The following is an 18,955-nucleotide window of genomic DNA, read 5'->3' on the forward strand; positions in this document are numbered from 1 at the left end:
CAACAAATGAACACAAGTAAAATTTCAAACAAAAACACATCATTGGCAATTAAGACAATGAAGATCGTTACTGCGCTATTGGTTGTCGTGACTACTTTCCATGCCTGCAAAAAGGATAAAGAAGCTGAACCGGAAAAGCCGATCCCAACAGCAACGAATTTAGAGATTGGATCGGGCAACAAACTGGCTCTGAGAGGAAGGGATTTCCATTTTAATGCAGATGTAGTTGCCGCCACCAAAATAAAAGATGTTCAGGTAAAGATATTGCAGAAAAGCGGTGAAAAATACACTGCAACCTGGAAATTTGAACTGAGCTGGGCAGAATACCAGAGTGCTAAAAACACCAATGTACACAAACATTTCACTATTCCTGCAGAGGCACCGGAAGGCAAATATGACTTCTACTTTATTGTACTTGATGAAAACGGAACGAAACTGGAAATTAAAGAAGATCTGAGCATCATTGATCCTGCAAATGTACCGGTTGATCCTAAAATCGGTCGTGACATCATCTCCCGAAATGGTACGATGATCTATTATACAAATACCTTTGTAGAACCAGAACTGATCGTGAAAAAAGGTGATGAACTGACACTCCATGCACAGGTAAGTGACATCAAAGGCGATGGTATTTTATACTCGGTGCTCATTAAGAAAAGTGCCAACTATAATCCGGAAAGTATAGACAACCTTAATTTGAGCAAAGTCATTGTGGTGACTAAAGTAACGCACGCAGGTCTTGCCGCTGCTTCGAAAATCAGCACCCTGAAACAGGTAAATGGGGTATATGGTGGTGAGTCAATTATCATTGGTGCGGATAAAGACAACAATGAACCGGCTGTGAATCCGGTAAGCGGAGAGAAAGCCTGGGAATCGGGTAAATACAATTGGATGATCCTGTACAAAAACACGACGCACAACATCAGTTCTTATAAGGTAATACCCATCACAATCGATTATAAATAATGAAGAAACTTGGTTTATTGAGCATCTGCCTGCTATCCTTGCTGGTGCTGAGCAATTGCAGTAAAAATACTGCCGGGCCGATAGATACGGCTTATCCGGAGATCAATACGATCTCAAATGATGCATTTCCGAAACAGTGCAGTGTAGTCAAAAGAGGAGAGAAGTTTGTATTCAAAGCATCACTAAGTGATAATGTGCAGCTGGGCTCATTAAACTTGGATATCCATCATAATTTTGACCATCATACACACAGTACGGAACTGGAAGAATGTGACCTTTCGCCGGTTAAACAACCGGTGAAGCCATTCTTACTGATTCAGAATGTCGTTATTCCTGCCGGACAAAAATCTTATCAGGCAAGTGCTGAGATTCAGGTGCCGGCAGATATCGATCCGGGTGATTATCATTTTATGATCAGGTTAACGGATAAGGAAGGCTGGCAGACAATCAAGGGCTTAAGCATTAAGATTCAATAGAATTGTTACCCTCGTTATTAAATTTCTTTATTCTAAAATTTTATCTTTGGTGACATCTAATAATCTATTCCTATGAAAAAAATATATCTGCTCATGAGTTTTTTGCTTTTCTTATTTGCATGTAAGAAAAGCAATGACTCAAAATTTGTTGAGGTTGAAACTGTTTTTGATGATCCTGATTGGATCAGATTAAAAGTGCCGGCAGGAGGGGAGGTTCATTCTGTAGCGGGAAGTATAGACGATACCCTGCTGGTGACTACATTGGCAAAGGCGTATTTTACTGCAGACGGAGGGAAAACATGGAAAGAATCTAAAAATTTTTCAGGTTCTGTACCAGGTTTGCTGACTTCTAAGGATACTATATTTGCTTTTATTGCTTCAAGTTTTGATCCTGCAACAGGAAGGAAATATGCGGGTTCGCCGACTTCATACACGTTAAATAAGGGACTCACCTGGCAATCTTATCATGATGGCGCAAGGTTCATTCAAACAGGCGTAGCTACTTCAAAGAAGGACCTGACAACCTACCGATTGAAGTATAGTTCGGGTGCAGATACTGATGGGAATGGTACAAACTGGGTTTTAAGAACCACCATTGACCGGATCAAAAGAAATGGGGATATTAGTCAGTTTGAACATCCGGTTAAGGATCATCAACCATTGAACCTGCACATGGATAGCCAGGATAAACTTTACATTTCAACCGGAGGAAGTTTCTCTAAAACAGGTGTATATGTTGGGGCTTCTGTAGTTAGTCCTGCCTATGTATATGTGTCTAAAACCGCATTATAATATATTGATCATGAAAACACTGATTGTAGTTCTGTCTTTTATTTTAATATCCTTTACTGGTAGGTCGCAGTCTACGTTTGTGCGCTTCGAAACCAATAAGGGAAATGTCACGGTGATGCTGTACGACAAAACTCCGAGACATAGAGATATGTTTTTAAAATCCGTTAAACAAGGGCTGTATAAAAATGCTGAGTTTAACAGGGTGATTAAAGCTTTTGTCAGTCAGGGCGGTGAACTGGATGATACCATTCTGAACAGAGAAAAGCGTCACCCGGAATTGGGAGCTAAGCGTTTTCCTGTGGAAATTAAACCGGGGATTTTTCACAAAAAGGGGACACTCGGTGCAGGCAGGGATGACAATCCTGAGAAGGCATCTTATTTCTCGCAGCTTTATTTTGTGGTGGGAAAGGTACAGACGGATGCACAGCTTGACGCGGTAGAATTGAAGAAAAAGAAAAAGTTTTCAGCAGCTGAAAGGGAGATTTATAAAACGATAGGAGGTACTCCTCATCTGGATGGTGACTATACCATATTTGGTGAAATTGTAGCAGGAATGGATGTGGCAGATGCGATTAATGGAGTAGCGACAAATAAAGATGACGTTCCGTTGAGTCCGGTAGTTTTTAATGTAGTAGTACTTTCTAAAAAAGAAAGGTAGGTCAATAATTCGCCCATGTTAAGCATTTAAAGTAAAATAGTTATATATTTGCACGCTCAAAAGTAACCTCTGCAGAGGCAGTGGACTTTTTAACTTTAAAGACAACCCGAATGCTTAATTTTGTTCTCTTTGGCCCACCGGGTGCAGGCAAAGGCACCCAATCAGAAAAATTGATCGAAAAATATCAATTGATTCACATTTCTACAGGCGATCTTTTTAGAGCGCATATTAAAAATCAATCTCCACTGGGACAGAAAGTAAGCGAATTAATTGCTGATGGACAATTGGTTCCTGATGCGATTACGATTGCAATGCTGGAGGAAGAAGTAGATCAGAACCCCCAGGCAAAAGGGTTTATTTTCGATGGCTTTCCACGTACTGTACCACAGGCGCAGGCTTTGGATGAATTTCTTACAGGTAAAGGAAGTTCAATCGCGGGTGTGATCGCTTTGGATGTAGATCAGGAAGAGCTGACCAAACGTATTGCTCAGCGTCAGCTTGAGACCGGCCGTTTGGATGATCAGGCTGATAAGCTGCAAAAACGTATTGAAGAATATTTCAGCAAAACCATTCACGTTTTGCCATATTATGAAGCACAGAATAAGTTGAGTAAGGTAAATGGTATCGGTAAAATCGATGATATCTTTGCTGAACTGAGCGCTGTGATTGATAAATACTAGTATTATAAAATTACTGATAGCGGGACGGAATTTAAGTACTTCTCCCGCTATTTTTATTTAAAAAAAACACAATTATGTCGCAAGGTTCCAATTTTGTAGATTATGTTAAAATATGCTGTCGCTCCGGAAAAGGGGGGGCAGGTTCTGCACATTTGCACCGCGACGTAAGAACAGCGACCGGTGGTCCTGATGGTGGAGATGGCGGACGCGGTGGACACATTATCCTCAGGGGAAATTCCCAGTTCTGGACACTCTTACACTTGAAATACCGTAAGCACATCATCGCTCCTGATGGTCAGCCTGGTTCAAGCGCAACATCAACTGGTAAATCCGGTAAAGATGAAATCCTGGATGTTCCTTTGGGCACTATTGCCAAGGATGCTGAAACGGGACAGGTTTTATTTGAGATCACACAGGAAGGAGAGACAAAAATCTTAACTCCGGGTGGAAGAGGGGGGCTTGGTAACTGGCACTTTAAAACACCTACCAATCAAACCCCGCGTTTTGCGCAACCCGGTGAAGCCGGCAAGGAGGAGTGGATGGTACTGGAACTAAAAGTGCTTGCTGACGTTGGGTTGGTAGGTTTTCCTAATGCAGGAAAATCAACACTTTTGTCTGTCGTATCTGCAGCTAAGCCAGAGATTGCAGATTATCCTTTTACAACCATCGTACCTAATTTAGGTATTGTATCTTATCGTGACAGCAAATCTTTTGTAATGGCAGATATTCCGGGGATTATCGAAGGAGCATCTAAGGGTAAAGGCTTGGGATTCAGGTTTCTGCGCCACATAGAGCGCAACTCTGTATTGCTGTTTATGGTTCCTGCCGATACCCACAGGTCTATAGCGGAAGAGTACGAAATCCTTAAATCCGAACTGAAAGATTACAATCCAGAGCTAATGCAGAAACCACATATTTTGGCAGTTACCAAATCAGATATGCTGGATGAGGAACTTGTAGCTGAAATGAAGCAGGATCTGCCTAAAAATATTCCTTCCATATTTATTTCATCTGTGGCACAAAAGGGGCTGCTGCAGCTAAAGGATATGCTTTGGGAATCTATAAATCAACAAGTATAAACGGCGTTATACTGTCTTCTTTTCTTTACTCAGTACCCTGTACGTAATAAAAATACTCATGATCATGCATGCTGCACCGATAAGGAAGTGAATTCCGGGGAGGTGAAACGGTGCTTTGTCGCTGGTAAAATAGCTAAAGGTGCTGTTCATGATCAGTGGCCCGAATATCGTTGTAAGGCTCATTAGACTAGTTAATGCCCCTTGAAGTTCCCCTTGCTGGTTGGATTCTACATGACCTGATATGATGGATTGTAATGAAGGACCGCATATTCCACCAAGGCAGTACGGTATCAGAAATGCGAACATCATCCAGCCTTCAGTAGCGAAAGCAAAAAGAATCAGCCCGAGCGCATAGAGAGATAGACCGAGGTAAATACTTTTTTCATTTCCGATTTTTGGATTGATGACCCGGGTTAGTCCGGCTTGTACCGCACCCACCAGCACACCTACTACTGCAAGTGATATGCCGACCATTTTCTCACTCCAGTTGAAACGATAGATGGTGAAGAAATTCCAGTTGCCCTGTACTGCTTGTGCACCCAGATAGATGAGGAAAAAGCCAAGTGCCAATCCTCCAATTTCAGGATGTTTGGTCAGGAATTTTAATGAGCCAAATGGGTTTGCCCTTTTCCATTCAAAAGGCCTGCGATTTTCTTTATTTAAAGATTCGGGAAGAAAGAAATAACCGAAGATACAGTTGAGTAAACAAAGCGCAGCAGCAGCATAAAAAGGTGCTCTGATACCCCAGGTAGCAAGTAATGCACCTAAAGCAGGGCCCAGAACAAAACCCAATCCGAAGGCGGCGCCGATGAGACCGAAATTCTTGGCCCTGGATGTTTCATCTGTACTTACATCGGCGATGTAAGCGGTGGCTGTAGTGAAACTGGCACCGGTAATCCCGGCAATTATCCGTCCGATAAACAACCAGCCGTAAGTGGGTGCTAATGCCAATATAATATAATCGATCCCAAAGCCCAATAATGACGATAATAACACTGGCCGGCGGCCGAATCTGTCACTGAGATTTCCAATAACCGGGGAAAAAATGAATTGGGTAATTGCGAATACTGAAAGCAATAGTGCGCCGTAAGTGCTTGCCTGATTTACCGGGATGCCCTTTAGCTGGGAAATCAAATCTGCCATAACAGGAATGATCAGCCCCCAGCCCATCACATCAATTAATAAAGTGATAAAGATGAAGCCTAAAGCGGCCTTTTGGGATTTTGCCATAAAGTGAAATGATTTTAGTCCCGCAAGTTATAGAAAATTATTCTTTCTCGAGATATTCCTTCAACGAAGTGCCTATGATATAGGTCCAGCCGTCAGCAAAGCTTTGCTTGGAAAAAGCGGGGTCGTCTTTTGAAGGGAAAGAGCCCAGTCCGGTATGTGTAAGTTTAACCCTTGTTTTACCGTCACCGGCATCAAACAGTTCAAATGTTACCCATGACTGTCCTTCATAGTTGTCGTATTGCCATGAATACGTTAGTTTACTGCCCTCCCTCACTTCAGTAACTTTGCAGATGTGGAGATATTTTTTTTGTTCGCTGCCTGCCAGGAACTGAAATTTAAAGCCTGCCTCAGGTTTGAAATCTTCCAGGTCAAAGTACCATTCTTTCATTTGACCGGGATCGGTGATGGCTTGCCAAACGGCCGGTATTGGTGCGGTAAAAGTTCTTTCAATTACAAAAGGATCTGTTTTCATAAGCTTATGTTTTTATAGCAGTATTTTATTTAACTGCAATCCAGGTGAAATGGTTTTTTAAATAAAATTATAATTCTTTTGAATATTATGGTAATTGACGTACCTAAGTTTCTGATTGTGCATTGCAGCTTACTGGCTGTGGCGGACCATCCACGTCTGTAAAATAACGAAAACAGTGTAAAAAAATTGAACGTAAGGAAAATACGGTACGGATATTGCTTATTGAAAAATTCAGCGTGGTTTGCGGTCATATGATTCCTGAATAATGCTCATATCAGGTTTTTAGTGGCTTTTTGTCTGCTTTTATTCAATTTGTTCAGTTGATTAAAAATTGCTTATTTTTCTGCTTAAAATGAATGGGTGTGTAAAAATATTTCCTCATGGTAGGTAATTATTTCCTCGATTATCTCGCCTGATAAATTGAAATATTGCTTTATTTGGTTATTTCGGAGGTTTTTGCGTTGGCACCGCCTTTGCCCGTTTATGGTAAATAACCAAACAAACGATTAAAATGAAAAAAATTATCCTTTCGGTAGCTGTGCTGGTGGCATTACTATCAACCAACAAATCTTTTGGACAGACAACCGGAACTGCAAATTTGAACATTACTTTGTCAAGTGTGCTTTCTTTAACTGTTTCTCAGCCTGCATCACTGAACGTAAATTTTAATGACGTGACGAAATATACCAATGGTATTGTTGCAGATGCAGATGATCACCTGACTGTAGTGAGTTCAAGCGGTTATACGATCAAAGCAATTTCCGGAGCGATAACCGGCCCGTCTTCTTTAACGGCTGCGAGTGTTAAAATAACCACTTCAATAGGTACTAGTAACCTTGGAAATACTACTGGTCTTGCCAGTGGATATGTAACAGACCTGGTATTGCCAGCTGTAGGTGGTACTGCATTGGCTGTGGTAACTGCACCAAACACTTCATGGTTAGGAGTCAACTCATCAAATAAATTTAAAGTATCATATAATATTGGTTCTGGCAGTCAGTATGTAAACAAAGCCTACGGAGCCAACGTAATTCCGGTAATATATACCATTACGCAACCATAGGTCTAAACCACCAAACTGTTTATATACTATAAAGGGCTTGAATCAAAGCCCTTTATAGTATACACCAAATTTTTAGAATTATTCGTTCGTCTCCCTGTTAATTAACCTTCCATGAAACGTATCTGTTTTAGCTGTTTTAGTGGTTTGCTGTTGTTTTGCGGCCAATTGTTTGCTCAGGCTGGCATGACAGTAAGCCCGGGTAAGATGTACTTTACACTTGCCCCAGGTGCCACTTCTACTCAAAAAGTATCGGTAAGCAACCCCAATAGCAAAGACCTGGAAGTAGGCGTTTCACTGAACGATTGGGATTACGACAATGATGGAAATAATCAGACCCATGAAGCAGGGACTTTGAAAACTTCCTGTGCAGATTGGGTACAAATATTGCCTGGTTCTTATTTCACACTACGCCCCGGAGAGCAAAAGGAACTGACCATCATATTAACTGTTCCCGCTGATGCAAAAACAGACATACCGGTTCATACCGCTATGCTTTTCCTTACTCAGTTAAATCCGGGGGATTCTAAAAGTCAGAATGGCTCGCCAATTAAGGTGAGTGTAAGGATGGGAGTAAAGCTATATCATTCATTTACCCAGAATGCAGAAAAGAGTCTGGAGGTCTTGAATTTTATCGATAAGAACGATGCTAAAGCGAAAGAACTATCCGGAGTACTGGAATTGGAAGTAAGAAATAACGGCAAGAGCTGGCTGGAAAGTAAAATCAAATGGGAACTATTGAATACCCAGACTGGAGAAAAGCAAAAACTCCCGGATCAGGAATCATATTCCCTGCCCGGCGATAAGCGGTTTATCAGGCAGCAATTGCCGCCGAATATGAAAAAAGGGCGTTACAATGCCACTGCTATCATCAATTATGGCAATAAAGACGAGCTTAAAATTGTAGAATTGGAATTTGAACGTTGATCAAAAAAGATTATGAAAGGCAGTTGCACTATACTTCACGCATTTTGTTTGGCAATTTTACTTTTGGTATTTTGTGAAATACGTGTAAGTGCACAGTGTAATGGAATTAGTTTGAACGGAGGTATAGGTGGAGCTGTATGGAACTCGTTCGATACTTATTCAGACATCCTTGCTGGCGAAACCTTTAATGAATTTATTACCATACAGTATAACCTAAGTGCACCTGTGAATTGTCCGGGGTGGAAGCTGAAGGTAAAAGCGCTGAGCAACTTTTCGAATGGTAGTGTAACCATTAATCCCCAATATGTCTCCCTAAGGTTTAACAGAGTTGATGCGGGTGATCTGACGGCGAGTGCGATGGGAGTGACAAATGCCTACGTACCTTTAAGTACTAGTGATGTAACGCTGATTAACTCAAATGCAGCATTTGCTACACCACCTACTTATTATGCTGCACACAAGTTTGACATGATGGTGCAGGGTGGCAATCACCTGCTGGTGGGGTCTGGTACTTATACCGCGACATTGAGGTTTACGCTATATAACGGCAGTGATCAGGCTGTATCATCCAAAGATTTACAAGCGAGTTTTAATGTAGTATATAGTAATTCCTGCGCTGGAGCGGCGATTAGTTTTTATCAAAGTGCTCAAAATTCCTTCACTAGTTATGCCCAGCAGATGAGCGGTACGACAGTTACCGATGCCATTAATCTTCAATATGCGCCAAGTGGTGCTACATGTCGCGGGTGGACATTGAAAGTAAGGGCGTCCGGAAATTTTGTAAACGGCGCAAACACTGTTTCTCCTAATTTCTTTTCATTGAGATTTAACAGAGTGGTTTCCGGTAGTCCTTCAGCTGCAAACATTGGTGTGTCCAACACCACTGTGGTTCCGTTGAGTACTGCCGATGCGGTGCTGATCAACTCTTCGGGAGACTCATTCAATGGAAGCAATACAGTTCACCGGTTTGATATGCTCATACAGGGAGGCAATCACTTACTTGTGCCAAACGGTACTTACACAACCAATTTGATATTTTCACTCTATAACCAGGCTAATCAACTAATTTCTACAACGACAAATACAGTTGTTTTTCAGGTAAATTCGAGTATAAGCTCCTTTACCGTAGTGTTGCAAAACTCAGCAAATACCGTCGACATGATCTTTACACCCGCTTTATACATAAGTGGGGCTTCTGTATCGAAGCTAAGGGGGCTTAAAGTAACAGGTTATAACGGCCACCAGATCTTAGTTAAAACGAGTACGGCCAACCTTACCTCGGGTGCAAATACCATTCCGGTAAGTGCAGTAAATTTGGAAACTACCAAGTACACAAGTACTGCGGCTGGCATAGTTTGCTACACCCGAAGTTTGTCGGCAGCAGATCAGATTATCGTCAATAATCCTGTAAGTGATCATACGCAACAGGTGGTAGAATATGACCTAAGATATTATACTGCTCCGGGAGACAGCCGGTTCTCCTCCCAATCGGGCGTATTCACCACAAGCGTGATTTTTGTAGCTATACCAAATTGATCTGATCATGCGACTGCTGCTTGTGATATTGCTGTTTGCTCACGCTGCATTAAAAGCCCAGACGCCTGGAAATGGGATTGTTTTTCAATCTTCAAAGAAAGAATTGTCAGTGTCGGATGGCGAACTAAGTGACCTGACTATAAAAGTCGTAAATAATACCCAAAGTGTATTAAACGCAACTTTTAGCGTTGATTTGCCTAAAGGACTCGACCTGGTATCCCGAAATAACATTAATCTTTCTGTAAAATCTGGAGACAGTTTATATATCCCGGTCAAAATATTTGTCACTCAAAAAGTAAATGCCGGAACAGTAAATCAGATCTATCTTAAACTCCTTGATTCAGAAAAAAAAGTAATTGCAAGCGATGATTGCAACCTGCAGGTTGCAATTAAGAAAAATATGACTTTATTTTCAATGGTATCCAATATTCTGCTCGAGAGGAATATCGATTCTATCCGCATTCCGGTCCGGATCAGCAACATGGGAAATACTGTTCAGAAGGTCACCTTAGTTAACCGCTATGCTTCTTCAGTCGAAAATGGCAATTTTCATTATTCTGTACAGTTGACCATTATGCCTCAAAAAGACACCCTGGTTACTTTTGTTAAGCCAGTGAATAGCAAGATGTTTAACCAGGAAGCATTTGATGTGAATATTACCGGACTCTATGCAAATGGAGAGTTATTTGGTGCGGAATATATTAAGATACAAAGTGCGCGCAGCAATCGTACATACAGGGATCAGTCTTTGGACGACAGTTATGACAACAATAGCATTTCATTAAGCAGTCAGGGTTTATTTAGGCAAAATCAGGTTTATCTGCTTCAGGGTAGGGGAATTGTAGAACTTCCCGGTAGTAAAGTTGCATACAATCTGGATTACACCACCTATAGAAACACCGATTACTCTCCTTCAATGCTAAGAAATACTTACCTGGGCTTTGAAACCCATAATATGGGGCTTAGGGCGGGAAATATTAATAGAAACCTGGATATCAACCTGAGCGGTAAGGGCGGTATGTTTTATGTAAATGATACAGCAAGGAATAGCCGATACGAAGGTGGTTATATCAGCTCCAGTTCTAATTTGTTCGGAAATGGAAATTTTACCCTTTTTCCGGTAGGAGAAGCGGCCTGGGGTTCCTTTACGCGCGACGAAAAAAAATGGAGGCTTGCAAGTGCGGCAATTTACGAATTGAACCCAATGTTAAAATCCAGGAATATGGTCCTTACAAATGAATTCACCTGGACAGGGATAAAAAACTTTCGCATAACCGGAAGTTTAAATTCTGGCAATACGAGTGAATATGATAATAATGAAAGTGGAGAGTATGCCAATACGGGGAATAGTAAATTGAGCTTTGCTTCAGGACTGGATATATCGGGAAGTGTGAACCGATGGATTTTTAACAGTGTGAATTACATCAGTTCAGGATATTATCCTGGTACAAGAAGGGGGGCGCTTAATTTTTCTGAACGTGTGACACTAACGCGGTCATCCTCACAGATCTGGGTTAATGTGGATTACTATAAATACACACCAAAGTTTTTTTTAGATGAATTTCTATTTGAACCTTCTTTTAGTAATCTGAGAGCCGATATTGGCTGGTCTCAGAAGATTTTTGGCATCGTGACCCTATCTGTTGCCCCTTACTATGCAGTTGAACGCAACAATTCCTTTCAGTTTTTGGGGACAAACAGTTTGGTTCTTCGCTCCTGGAATGTGCTCACTACGCTGAATATCCCTATCTCGACTACCCGTTACATTTCCATAAATGCTGAGGGCGGGGTGTTTAACTCTTCACTTGAGGCTAAGTCGGGGTTGCGGTTTCGTACAAATTCGAATTACCGCCATGGTATATTTAATCTGATGGCCTCTGCACAGATCGGTACGTATTATCTTGGTGAAATTTTAAGCAGCTATTTGACAAAAGCAGGGTCTAATTATATTATCAATGTTTCACCAACGGTGCAAAAAACTTTCTTAAGAAATAAACTGAGGACTGAAATGGGTATTAACTATAGCAATATCAAAGCATCCGGCAGAAATTGGCAGTTAACAGGCAGAACCGAATATGATGTGATGTCTAAAACGACATTGTTTGCGAGCATGAACCATAGCCGCTATACTTTTTTTGGTAGTCTTTATACTTCAAGTATCCTTGAGGTTGGCATACGGAAAAATATGCGCTCAGCAAAGTTAGGTGCAAAGATCAATCCGCTGGAGGTTTTCGTATTTAAAGATATCAATCAAAACGGAGTTTACGATACAGGGGACTCTATAGCTACCAATCATCTGGTTTATATTAATGAAGAAGTCTTTGTGACAAAAGCCGATGGGACGGTGATTTATAAAAATCTTCCTCCTGGCGAATACCGTATTACTTTGCCACGGCTGAAGGGCTGGTCGGCTCCCGATCAGAAAATCAACTTTGAAAAGAAGGAGAGGATTGACATTCCATTGCAAAAGACAGGGACGCTGCGCGGCCATATCTCTTATGAATATGATGAATTTAGCTATGAAATAGGTCAGCAAAAAGAAGGCATGAAGATTACGGCTATAAGTGGAAATGGACAGAGTTATGTAACCAGAACTGTTACAGATGGCTCGTATACTTTCTTTATCCCTGCAGGTAAATATACCGTGCACATTAATGGCGAAAATTTACCTGCCGAAGTGGAGAATATTCAGGGGGACCAATATGTCGATATAGTGCCAGGAGAAGCAAGATCCGTTAACCTCATATTGACGGTTAAGAGAAGAAAAATAGAGACTAAAAAATTTGTATCTCCTTCGCTGAGAAGATAATTGATCATTATTTTGAGGTACTCGTAGGTCTTCTTCTGATCTCAATTGCCGGATTTCCCCGGTAAATGTATGATGCTTTCAGGTCTGAACTGGTTACTGATCCTGCGCACAACACAGCCTGACTGTGAGCGGTAACCCCGGGGCATACCATTGCATTGGCACAGATCCAAACCCCCTCTTCCAGAACGATCGGTTTAGTGATGAGGTCAAACAAGGCCTCTTTGTAATTATGGCTCCCAGTTAACAACATCGCATTTTGGGAAATACATACATTCCTGCCAATGGTTACTTTGTCTAAGTTTTCGATTTGACAAGCTCCAATCCATGAATGATCACCTATGCTAAGTTTCCATGGGTATTTGATGTTTACAAAGGGTTTGATGCGCACATCCTTGCCAATTTTAGCGCCATAAATCCTTAGCACAAGTACAAGAATATTGCTGAAAGGCACTAAGCCTGATTGAAACAAAAAAAGACTTGTGAGGTACCAGCAGGCTATTTTGAATTTTGAGGCACCTTCGGAAAACTTTCCTTTGTCAAATGCTTTTTTAAGCCGGGGAATTTTATCCATAAGTAAGTAATAAAAATTATGACAGTGTAGATGAGGTAATTATATAAGTCGTGATGGTCTGTTTTAAATGGCAGGAGGCAAGTGCGATAGTATATAGCGATCAATGTTAAACGAAGCAGGTTGATCAATTGAATCAGGGATAATCCTATGATGAGGAAGCAGATTTTTGATCTTGCGGGTTTTGGAAATGCAATGACAAAGGCAGCGAAGCAACTCATTATTCCGTATCCCAGACAGGAATAAATGAGCTTAAATCCGGAATGGTATTTTACAGATACTCCCTGTTCACTGACTTCAACAATGTATCCGAATAATCTCAATACAGAGGCGGTGGTGTGTATAGATGCGTTGCGCCAATGAGCAATATAGTTCAAGTGCTGATCCATCCACTCGATGTACAAGCCATCTGGTGTGGTAATGCCAATATAGAAGATATTGGTCAAGTAAAAAAATGCAAAGAGCATGAGGAAATTAAGCAGGAAAGTGATCGCGCTTTTTGACGGATCCTGCTTTTTAAGGTGCTCATCGATTTTAATGTCTACAAGAAGCCTAAACCAAAAGGCCTGAAGAAAATGGTAAATGATACCCGTTTTCCCGTCTAAAATACCCCTTTGTAAAATTATCCTGTACATGAAATACAATAATGGCCGAAGGTATCTGGGTAAACTCCACCATAACTTTTTGAACCATGCATTTTGTTCGTTAGGACTGCCGAATAGGCTGGGTTTAATAGATTGTTTAAACCTGTCTTTGATGCGCTGGACTTCCTCTTCAGCAAGAAGCGTACTATAGCGGTTGTGTTTGTCTACCCAAAAGCTGATGCTGTTTTCCTTTAAATTTTCTTCAATAATATGTCCAGTTTTCCAGATGCGTGTTTTTCCATGTACCTGAAATCTGTGGTCCATATTTTCAGTCAGATCCGACCAGCCTTTATCGTGTCTGAACATCTTCAGCAAGTATTTGGGGTAATATCCCCCATGCCTGATCCAGCGCCCTTTGAAGTAGTTTTTTCGGTTAAAATAAATCCCATCAATATCAAGGTGATCCCGGTTTCTAAAATCCAGAAGTAAAGCGATCAACTCCCGGGTTACAATCTGATCCGCATCCAGACAAATCACCCAGGGAGTGGTGATTTGGAAAGTTGAAAGCGCATGGTGCCACTGTGTTGGATGATTGCGAAAGCGAGCCTGAGCTACAGTGGTATGGTAATCATGGCATATGGCTATCGTATTGTCTTCGCTATACGAATCCAGAATATAGGTGTCTGCTTCTAATACCCGGATAGAATCTAATAAACGAGGCAGGTGCTGTTCTTCATTATATGTCAGAATAACAAAGGAGAATTCTGGGTTGCTCATGCTAGCTGATGATAAAAGTTGATGTATTGCTGTACGAGACCTGTAGCTGAAAAATGATTTCTGATCATGAGGGGAGCCGAGCTGTTTATGATTGCCCTTTGCATATCATTTTTATAAGCATCGGATAGTGCTGATGTAATAGAGTCGACGGTTAAGCACGATATCCAGCCTAGCTGATGCAAGTGTACATAGTCAGCTAATCCTACCCGATTTGAAATTGCAACCGGCGTGCCCATACTCAGGCTTTCCAGGACTACATTGGCAAAGTTTTCATTGTATGAAAACAATACAAGTAGATCATGACTGGCGATTAATGGGTACTTGTCAGTGTTGCTTATTTCTCCTAACCAGGCGATGGAACTTGATATGAAAAGACTATCCGATAAACTTTTCAGTAGTTTTATGTACCCGTATTTCCCATCGCCGGCAAGGGTGAGTGACCAGGGGAAATCCAGATGGGCCAATGCCCTGAACAACAACTCCAAACCCTTTTTTTTATCAATTCTCGATAGAAAAAGTATTTTAAAAGGCATTTTTTTTAAGGTCTTCCTAAGACTGCGTGTTTGTTTTTCAGGTAATTGGATCAAGTTGGGTATTGTACAGCTATTTCTTACTTGTTGCAACTTGAGTATGTCTTTTTTTTCCTGATTACTTGTGGCATGTATATGGCAATAATCAATGAGTTTTTTGCCAATGACCTTATGGACGATCTTTTTTAGAAAACTGTTGCCGGTAGAAAATGTGTAGCTGGAAAGCATCCCCCTCGGAGAAAGGACCACGCGTTTGTGATTTACTTTGGCAATTAAACAGGATAGCATTGACGTCATATTCCACCAGGAGTGAATGTGTATAATTGCTTTGCAGTCTTTGGAAGACGTGTTTTTATAAAGGTAGTATAACAACGCAGGAGAAAAATGTGAGTGGTCTTTGGTTATGCGTTTAAAATATCGGATAGTTACTCCGTCAACTGATATGGGGTCAGACGTCGCTATCTTTAGTTCCGTGTTCCCATTAGCGATGGTTGTAAGTACTTCAATTTGCTGGCCTGATGCAGTCAGTGCTTCGCATAGCAGAGATACAGATCTGGTGGGTCCGCCATAGCACCATGCTGGTTTATAGGAAGGGCTTATGTGTATGATCTTCATTTTGTTTTATGTTGACGGAGTAATGATTTGTAATTTTCTCATAATTAGGTAAATGAGGTGCATCAGGAGGTATCCATAAAATATATTATTGAGCAAAAACTCAAAAGTATTTCCACGCCATAAAGACTGAAATATGCTGTTGAAAATGATGATGCAGCCCATCTGATAACCACAGAAAAGCTGTTCAGCTTTATTGCATAAAAATTGTGTCAGCAGCCCATAAATGAACATGTAAACGAATACACCGATAAGACCTGCACTTAGATAACCATCTACTATAGGCCTTGTCTTGGCAGATACACTCGATGCCCTGTTGACTATCCCACATTCATAAACCCTTTCCATCGCGATTTTTTCTGTATTTGGTTTATCACTCCATACTATGCGTGGGACCAGATTGTAGAACGAATTGAAAATGATTTGGAATCCATAGTAGGGCCGTTGATCGGGTACTAGTTTTACGTATTTTGTAAACATGCCTATTTCACTCAGTCTATTGGTCAGAAACTCCTGATTGTTCATCGTGATCTGTTGCTGATCTTCTTCGTTAAAAAAGGTTTCATAAGCATTTGTCCTGGCTGTTTTTAAAGATTTGCCTGAAGTCCATGACTGTGCCCTGATGACTGTGGTGAAAGTAGGCAGCGTATAAAACAATAGATAAGTGACGGGTAGAGAGAACAGGATGATTGTTTTTTTAAAATATGGAAATGCGATAAAGCCGATTAAGATGGTGCAGATGATAATTGTTTCTTTATATCCGGAAAGTGTGGAATTCAGCAATTGAATGAAGAATACACATCCGCCAAAACCGAGCTTTAAGAGGTTTTTATCTGCTATTCCTTTAATCAGGGTGCAGGCTGCACAGCTGATAGAGATATTCAGGAGCGGGTATTTGATTTGAGTAAGTTCCGGGAGCGGGACGAAATCAATGATTAAAGTTGAAAAATAAGTAATTACTGTGAGTATCATCAGAAGGAAAGGATTTTCCATGATTTTGTGTTGAACAACCGGCATTGATTTCGTACTTATGATGATCCCCGTGACCATAGCGGCATGCGCTAGTAGTGAAATCCTTTGGCATCTGGCTATTAATTTGATTTGCTCCTGAACATCAGGCTGAAAGTGATTCAAATGGTTTAAGAAATAGAATATTGACGTGCAGCACATGAAGCCTGCGAAAATGATCTGGATCATTACCAACGGTCTCATGATCTGATATTGCAGCGGAAGATCTATACTTTGAAAGCGAAAAGGGGAGAGGATGGTTAAATAGAAAATAAAGAATGATCCCAGCCATGCAATCAAATAGGACAATTCTGCATAGTATGCTATAGACTCAGCCAAAAGCCATGGGAAATACAAAGGGATCAGGATTTTTATTTTGCGAGAAAGCTCATTTAAAAGCATACAGTATATTTTTTATTTGTGTACTGAAGTCCCATTTTGCTATTAGGGCTTTTGAGGCTAGTCCTCTTTTAATTAAATCGGATTTGCTCGTAGTTAATAGCGCTAGTTTTTTCTGAAGATCATTGATGTCACCTCTTTTGAAAGTTTTTCCATTACTTTCCCGGATCAGATCTATAGCACAACCAATATGATCTGACGCTAATATTGCTTTCCCGGCGGCCATTGCTTCATTGATCGCAAGACCCCAGGACTCATGGTTGGATGGCATGCAAAAAAGGTCACAAGCCTGATAAATGCCGGGCATGGAGTCCTGGTTCTGGAAAGGCAGAAAATGAATCTTTGAGTTTTGGTGCTCCCGGACTGTTTCTTTTAATTGGTGTTCCTGTATGCCACCGCCAACAAAAAGCAGTGTAAGATTTGCTGATTTTATCCTTAAGAATGCATTCAATAGTAATTGTGGGTTTTTATTGGGATTGAATTTTCCGGTAAACAGAATCAGAATGTGATCATCCTTCAATCCCAGTTTATCTCTTAAAGTTTGTTTTTCAGAGGAGGCGGATATTGCTGCGAATTTGTGATTGTCTATCGCATGTGGGGCAAAGAATAGCTGAGGCTCTTTGAGTCCATATTCTTTGAAATAGGTTTTGCTGTGGGTTCCGGTAAAGAATGCCTGGTCGATATGTTTATATACCCATCGGAGTACAATTCTTTTAAATAGGTTTTTTATGCCGGATGAGTTATTTAAAAGATTGGAATCTCCGCGGAAACTGATTTTTACTTTGTTTTTGAAATGCCTGATGATGCTAAGGTGACTGTAGTATGCCCAGCCATAAATTAACAAATGCTGAGGGTTGAATAGGGTTATGGCTTTTATCGCGTCTGGATTTTTAATCCTGAAAAAATGCAGGTAAGGATTTTGTCTGCCGGTATTGGTTAAAAACTGATGGTCATATCCTTGAAGCAGATCGGTGTCCCATTGTATGTTTTTTTGAAATCCATGGTCATAAAACTGCTCATCTCCTGCTGTGTAAAATACTTTCAACCTGATGCTTTTCGCGAGTTCCCTTAAGACCGGCGTATAGTAAGGAATAGGATGGCTGACTACGATGGCTAGTTTTGTTGTTCTCATAGTTCGATCCTTCCATTGATCAGTCTGATCTGTTTATTGTATAAGTTTTTTGGGAACCTGTTGCTGTGGTCTACCATAAGTATGGTTCTCCCTTCTTTTGAATTGATGTCTTTTATCTTCCTGAGACACTTTTGCTGAAATGAAAGATCTCCCACTGCAAGTACCTCGTCCAGGATCAGAATTTCGCTTTCAAGATGCATGGCAACAGAAAATGCGAGGCGAATGTACATCCCGGTAGAATATCTTTTAACTGGAACATGAACATGCTGGCTGATCCCTGCGAAGTCGAATATTGTATCAATATGCACTGCGATTTGGGCCTTGTTCATCATCAGCATGGCTCCATTAAGGCAGATGTTTTCAACTCCTGTTAATTCAGGGTGAAATCCTGCTCCAACTTCAAGTAAGCTGTTTATCCTTCCAAATCCTGTAATTTTGCCGTATGTCGGGGACGTGATCCTGCTCAGGACTTTTAATAATGTACTCTTTCCTGCACCGTTGTCTCCGCTGAGGTTTACGATATCTCCCTGCATGATCTCAAAATTTACATCTTTTAAGGCCCATAGGTTTGTGGGATCATCGTTGAACCCCGAATTTTTAATCGGATTATTTTTATACAACTTAGATAGATTTTCCGCACGGATTATTGGCTCAGGCATA

General features: G+C 40.9%; 18 protein-coding genes. 10 read left to right on the forward strand and 8 right to left on the reverse strand.

Translation table 11 applies throughout. From position 1 onward, the window contains the following. The first annotated feature begins 6 nt into the window (after positions 1-6). The 6 genes from R2Q78_RS12115 (at position 7) to obgE (ending at position 4,651) form a co-directional block, all read left to right on the forward strand. Positions 7-966 carry a DUF4625 domain-containing protein gene (locus tag R2Q78_RS12115; RefSeq protein WP_316792210.1) on the forward strand — a complete coding sequence of 320 codons (960 nt, stop codon included), beginning with the start codon at positions 7-9 and terminating at the stop codon, positions 964-966. After that, on the forward strand, positions 966-1,442 hold the full coding sequence (locus tag R2Q78_RS12120; RefSeq protein ID WP_316792213.1) for a DUF4625 domain-containing protein: 477 nt from the start codon (positions 966-968) through the stop codon (positions 1,440-1,442). The genes R2Q78_RS12115 and R2Q78_RS12120 overlap by 1 nt, the downstream gene beginning before the upstream one ends. Before the next feature lie 72 nt (positions 1,443-1,514). Next, positions 1,515-2,234: a hypothetical protein gene (locus R2Q78_RS12125; protein WP_316792215.1), complete on the forward strand. Its 720-nt coding sequence runs from the start codon at positions 1,515-1,517 to the stop codon at positions 2,232-2,234. Between the two features lie 10 nt (positions 2,235-2,244). Beyond that, on the forward strand, positions 2,245-2,892 hold the full coding sequence (locus R2Q78_RS12130; RefSeq protein ID WP_316792217.1) for a peptidylprolyl isomerase: 648 nt from the start codon (positions 2,245-2,247) through the stop codon (positions 2,890-2,892). Positions 2,893-3,002: 110 nt separating this feature from the next. Beyond that, on the forward strand, positions 3,003-3,572 hold the full coding sequence (locus R2Q78_RS12135; protein ID WP_316792219.1) for an adenylate kinase: 570 nt from the start codon (positions 3,003-3,005) through the stop codon (positions 3,570-3,572). Between the two features lie 74 nt (positions 3,573-3,646). Beyond that, a complete protein-coding gene (gene obgE / locus R2Q78_RS12140; protein WP_316792221.1) occupies positions 3,647-4,651 on the forward strand; it encodes a GTPase ObgE in 1,005 nt (334 codons plus the stop codon). A 6-nt stretch (positions 4,652-4,657) separates the two neighbouring features. Here the strand turns inward: obgE and R2Q78_RS12145 are convergent, their stop codons facing one another. Together R2Q78_RS12145 and R2Q78_RS12150 are read right to left on the reverse strand one after the other, a co-directional pair. Beyond that, positions 4,658-5,881: a TCR/Tet family MFS transporter gene (locus R2Q78_RS12145; protein WP_316792222.1), complete on the reverse strand. Its 1,224-nt coding sequence runs from the start codon at positions 5,879-5,881 to the stop codon at positions 4,658-4,660. A gap of 37 nt (positions 5,882-5,918) precedes the next feature. Then, positions 5,919-6,353 (reverse strand): SRPBCC domain-containing protein, encoded by a 435-nt coding sequence (locus R2Q78_RS12150; RefSeq protein ID WP_316792224.1) that lies wholly within the window; start codon positions 6,351-6,353, stop codon positions 5,919-5,921. A 511-nt stretch (positions 6,354-6,864) separates the two neighbouring features. Here R2Q78_RS12150 and R2Q78_RS12155 point away from each other — a divergent pair. The 4 genes from R2Q78_RS12155 to R2Q78_RS12170 all read left to right on the forward strand — a co-directional run bounded on the left by R2Q78_RS12155 (position 6,865) and on the right by R2Q78_RS12170 (position 12,685). Next, complete coding sequence (locus R2Q78_RS12155; protein WP_316792226.1) at positions 6,865-7,416, forward strand: hypothetical protein; 552 nt, start codon at positions 6,865-6,867, stop codon at positions 7,414-7,416. Positions 7,417-7,527: 111 nt separating this feature from the next. Further along, on the forward strand, positions 7,528-8,340 hold the full coding sequence (locus tag R2Q78_RS12160) for a hypothetical protein (protein WP_316792228.1): 813 nt from the start codon (positions 7,528-7,530) through the stop codon (positions 8,338-8,340). A 12-nt stretch (positions 8,341-8,352) separates the two neighbouring features. Continuing rightward, on the forward strand, positions 8,353-9,876 hold the full coding sequence (locus R2Q78_RS12165) for a hypothetical protein (protein ID WP_316792230.1): 1,524 nt from the start codon (positions 8,353-8,355) through the stop codon (positions 9,874-9,876). A 7-nt stretch (positions 9,877-9,883) separates the two neighbouring features. Next, positions 9,884-12,685 carry a hypothetical protein gene (locus R2Q78_RS12170; protein ID WP_316792231.1) on the forward strand — a complete coding sequence of 934 codons (2,802 nt, stop codon included), beginning with the start codon at positions 9,884-9,886 and terminating at the stop codon, positions 12,683-12,685. Between the two features lie 7 nt (positions 12,686-12,692). Here the strand turns inward: R2Q78_RS12170 and R2Q78_RS12175 are convergent, their stop codons facing one another. The 6 genes from R2Q78_RS12175 to R2Q78_RS12200 are packed head-to-tail and all read right to left on the reverse strand — an operon-like array spanning position 12,693 to position 18,954. Further along, the gene (locus tag R2Q78_RS12175; protein ID WP_316792233.1) at positions 12,693-13,256 is read right to left on the reverse strand and encodes a WcaF family extracellular polysaccharide biosynthesis acetyltransferase; all 564 of its coding nucleotides are present in this window, start codon (positions 13,254-13,256) and stop codon (positions 12,693-12,695) included. After that, positions 13,181-14,614, reverse strand: coding sequence for an exosortase Y (gene xrtY / locus R2Q78_RS12180; protein ID WP_316792234.1), 1,434 nt, complete (start codon positions 14,612-14,614; stop codon positions 13,181-13,183). Before xrtY ends, R2Q78_RS12175 begins: the two co-directional genes overlap by 76 nt. After that, on the reverse strand, positions 14,611-15,759 hold the full coding sequence (locus R2Q78_RS12185; protein WP_316792235.1) for an XrtY-associated glycosyltransferase XYAG1: 1,149 nt from the start codon (positions 15,757-15,759) through the stop codon (positions 14,611-14,613). The genes xrtY and R2Q78_RS12185 overlap by 4 nt, the downstream gene beginning before the upstream one ends. Before the next feature lie 6 nt (positions 15,760-15,765). After that, positions 15,766-17,166, reverse strand: a complete 1,401-nt coding sequence (locus R2Q78_RS12190; RefSeq protein WP_316792237.1) for an exosortase Y-associated Wzy-like protein — start codon at positions 17,164-17,166, stop codon at positions 15,766-15,768. Beyond that, complete coding sequence (locus R2Q78_RS12195) at positions 17,153-18,295, reverse strand: glycosyltransferase family 4 protein (protein WP_316792240.1); 1,143 nt, start codon at positions 18,293-18,295, stop codon at positions 17,153-17,155. The genes R2Q78_RS12190 and R2Q78_RS12195 overlap by 14 nt, the downstream gene beginning before the upstream one ends. Beyond that, on the reverse strand, positions 18,292-18,954 hold the full coding sequence (locus tag R2Q78_RS12200) for an ABC transporter ATP-binding protein (protein WP_316792241.1): 663 nt from the start codon (positions 18,952-18,954) through the stop codon (positions 18,292-18,294). Before R2Q78_RS12200 ends, R2Q78_RS12195 begins: the two co-directional genes overlap by 4 nt. Position 18,955: the final 1 nt, after the last annotated feature.

It is taken from the genome of Pedobacter frigoris (assembly GCF_032678645.1).
GTDB classification, from domain to species: Bacteria; Bacteroidota; Bacteroidia; order Sphingobacteriales; family Sphingobacteriaceae; genus Pedobacter; species Pedobacter frigoris_A.

Coding starts and splice junctions, on each gene's coding strand:
- R2Q78_RS12115 (WP_316792210.1), top strand. CDS start 7: ATGAACACAAGTAAAATTTCAAACAAAAACACATCATTGGCAATTAAG.
- R2Q78_RS12120 (WP_316792213.1), top strand. CDS start 966: ATGAAGAAACTTGGTTTATTGAGCATCTGCCTGCTATCCTTGCTGGTG.
- R2Q78_RS12125 (WP_316792215.1), top strand. CDS start 1,515: ATGAAAAAAATATATCTGCTCATGAGTTTTTTGCTTTTCTTATTTGCA.
- R2Q78_RS12130 (WP_316792217.1), top strand. CDS start 2,245: ATGAAAACACTGATTGTAGTTCTGTCTTTTATTTTAATATCCTTTACT.
- R2Q78_RS12135 (WP_316792219.1), top strand. CDS start 3,003: ATGCTTAATTTTGTTCTCTTTGGCCCACCGGGTGCAGGCAAAGGCACC.
- obgE (WP_316792221.1), top strand. CDS start 3,647: ATGTCGCAAGGTTCCAATTTTGTAGATTATGTTAAAATATGCTGTCGC.
- R2Q78_RS12145 (WP_316792222.1), bottom strand. CDS start 5,881: ATGGCAAAATCCCAAAAGGCCGCTTTAGGCTTCATCTTTATCACTTTA.
- R2Q78_RS12150 (WP_316792224.1), bottom strand. CDS start 6,353: ATGAAAACAGATCCTTTTGTAATTGAAAGAACTTTTACCGCACCAATA.
- R2Q78_RS12155 (WP_316792226.1), top strand. CDS start 6,865: ATGAAAAAAATTATCCTTTCGGTAGCTGTGCTGGTGGCATTACTATCA.
- R2Q78_RS12160 (WP_316792228.1), top strand. CDS start 7,528: ATGAAACGTATCTGTTTTAGCTGTTTTAGTGGTTTGCTGTTGTTTTGC.
- R2Q78_RS12165 (WP_316792230.1), top strand. CDS start 8,353: ATGAAAGGCAGTTGCACTATACTTCACGCATTTTGTTTGGCAATTTTA.
- R2Q78_RS12170 (WP_316792231.1), top strand. CDS start 9,884: ATGCGACTGCTGCTTGTGATATTGCTGTTTGCTCACGCTGCATTAAAA.
- R2Q78_RS12175 (WP_316792233.1), bottom strand. CDS start 13,256: ATGGATAAAATTCCCCGGCTTAAAAAAGCATTTGACAAAGGAAAGTTT.
- xrtY (WP_316792234.1), bottom strand. CDS start 14,614: ATGAGCAACCCAGAATTCTCCTTTGTTATTCTGACATATAATGAAGAA.
- R2Q78_RS12185 (WP_316792235.1), bottom strand. CDS start 15,759: ATGAAGATCATACACATAAGCCCTTCCTATAAACCAGCATGGTGCTAT.
- R2Q78_RS12190 (WP_316792237.1), bottom strand. CDS start 17,166: ATGCTTTTAAATGAGCTTTCTCGCAAAATAAAAATCCTGATCCCTTTG.
- R2Q78_RS12195 (WP_316792240.1), bottom strand. CDS start 18,295: ATGAGAACAACAAAACTAGCCATCGTAGTCAGCCATCCTATTCCTTAC.
- R2Q78_RS12200 (WP_316792241.1), bottom strand. CDS start 18,954: ATGCCTGAGCCAATAATCCGTGCGGAAAATCTATCTAAGTTGTATAAA.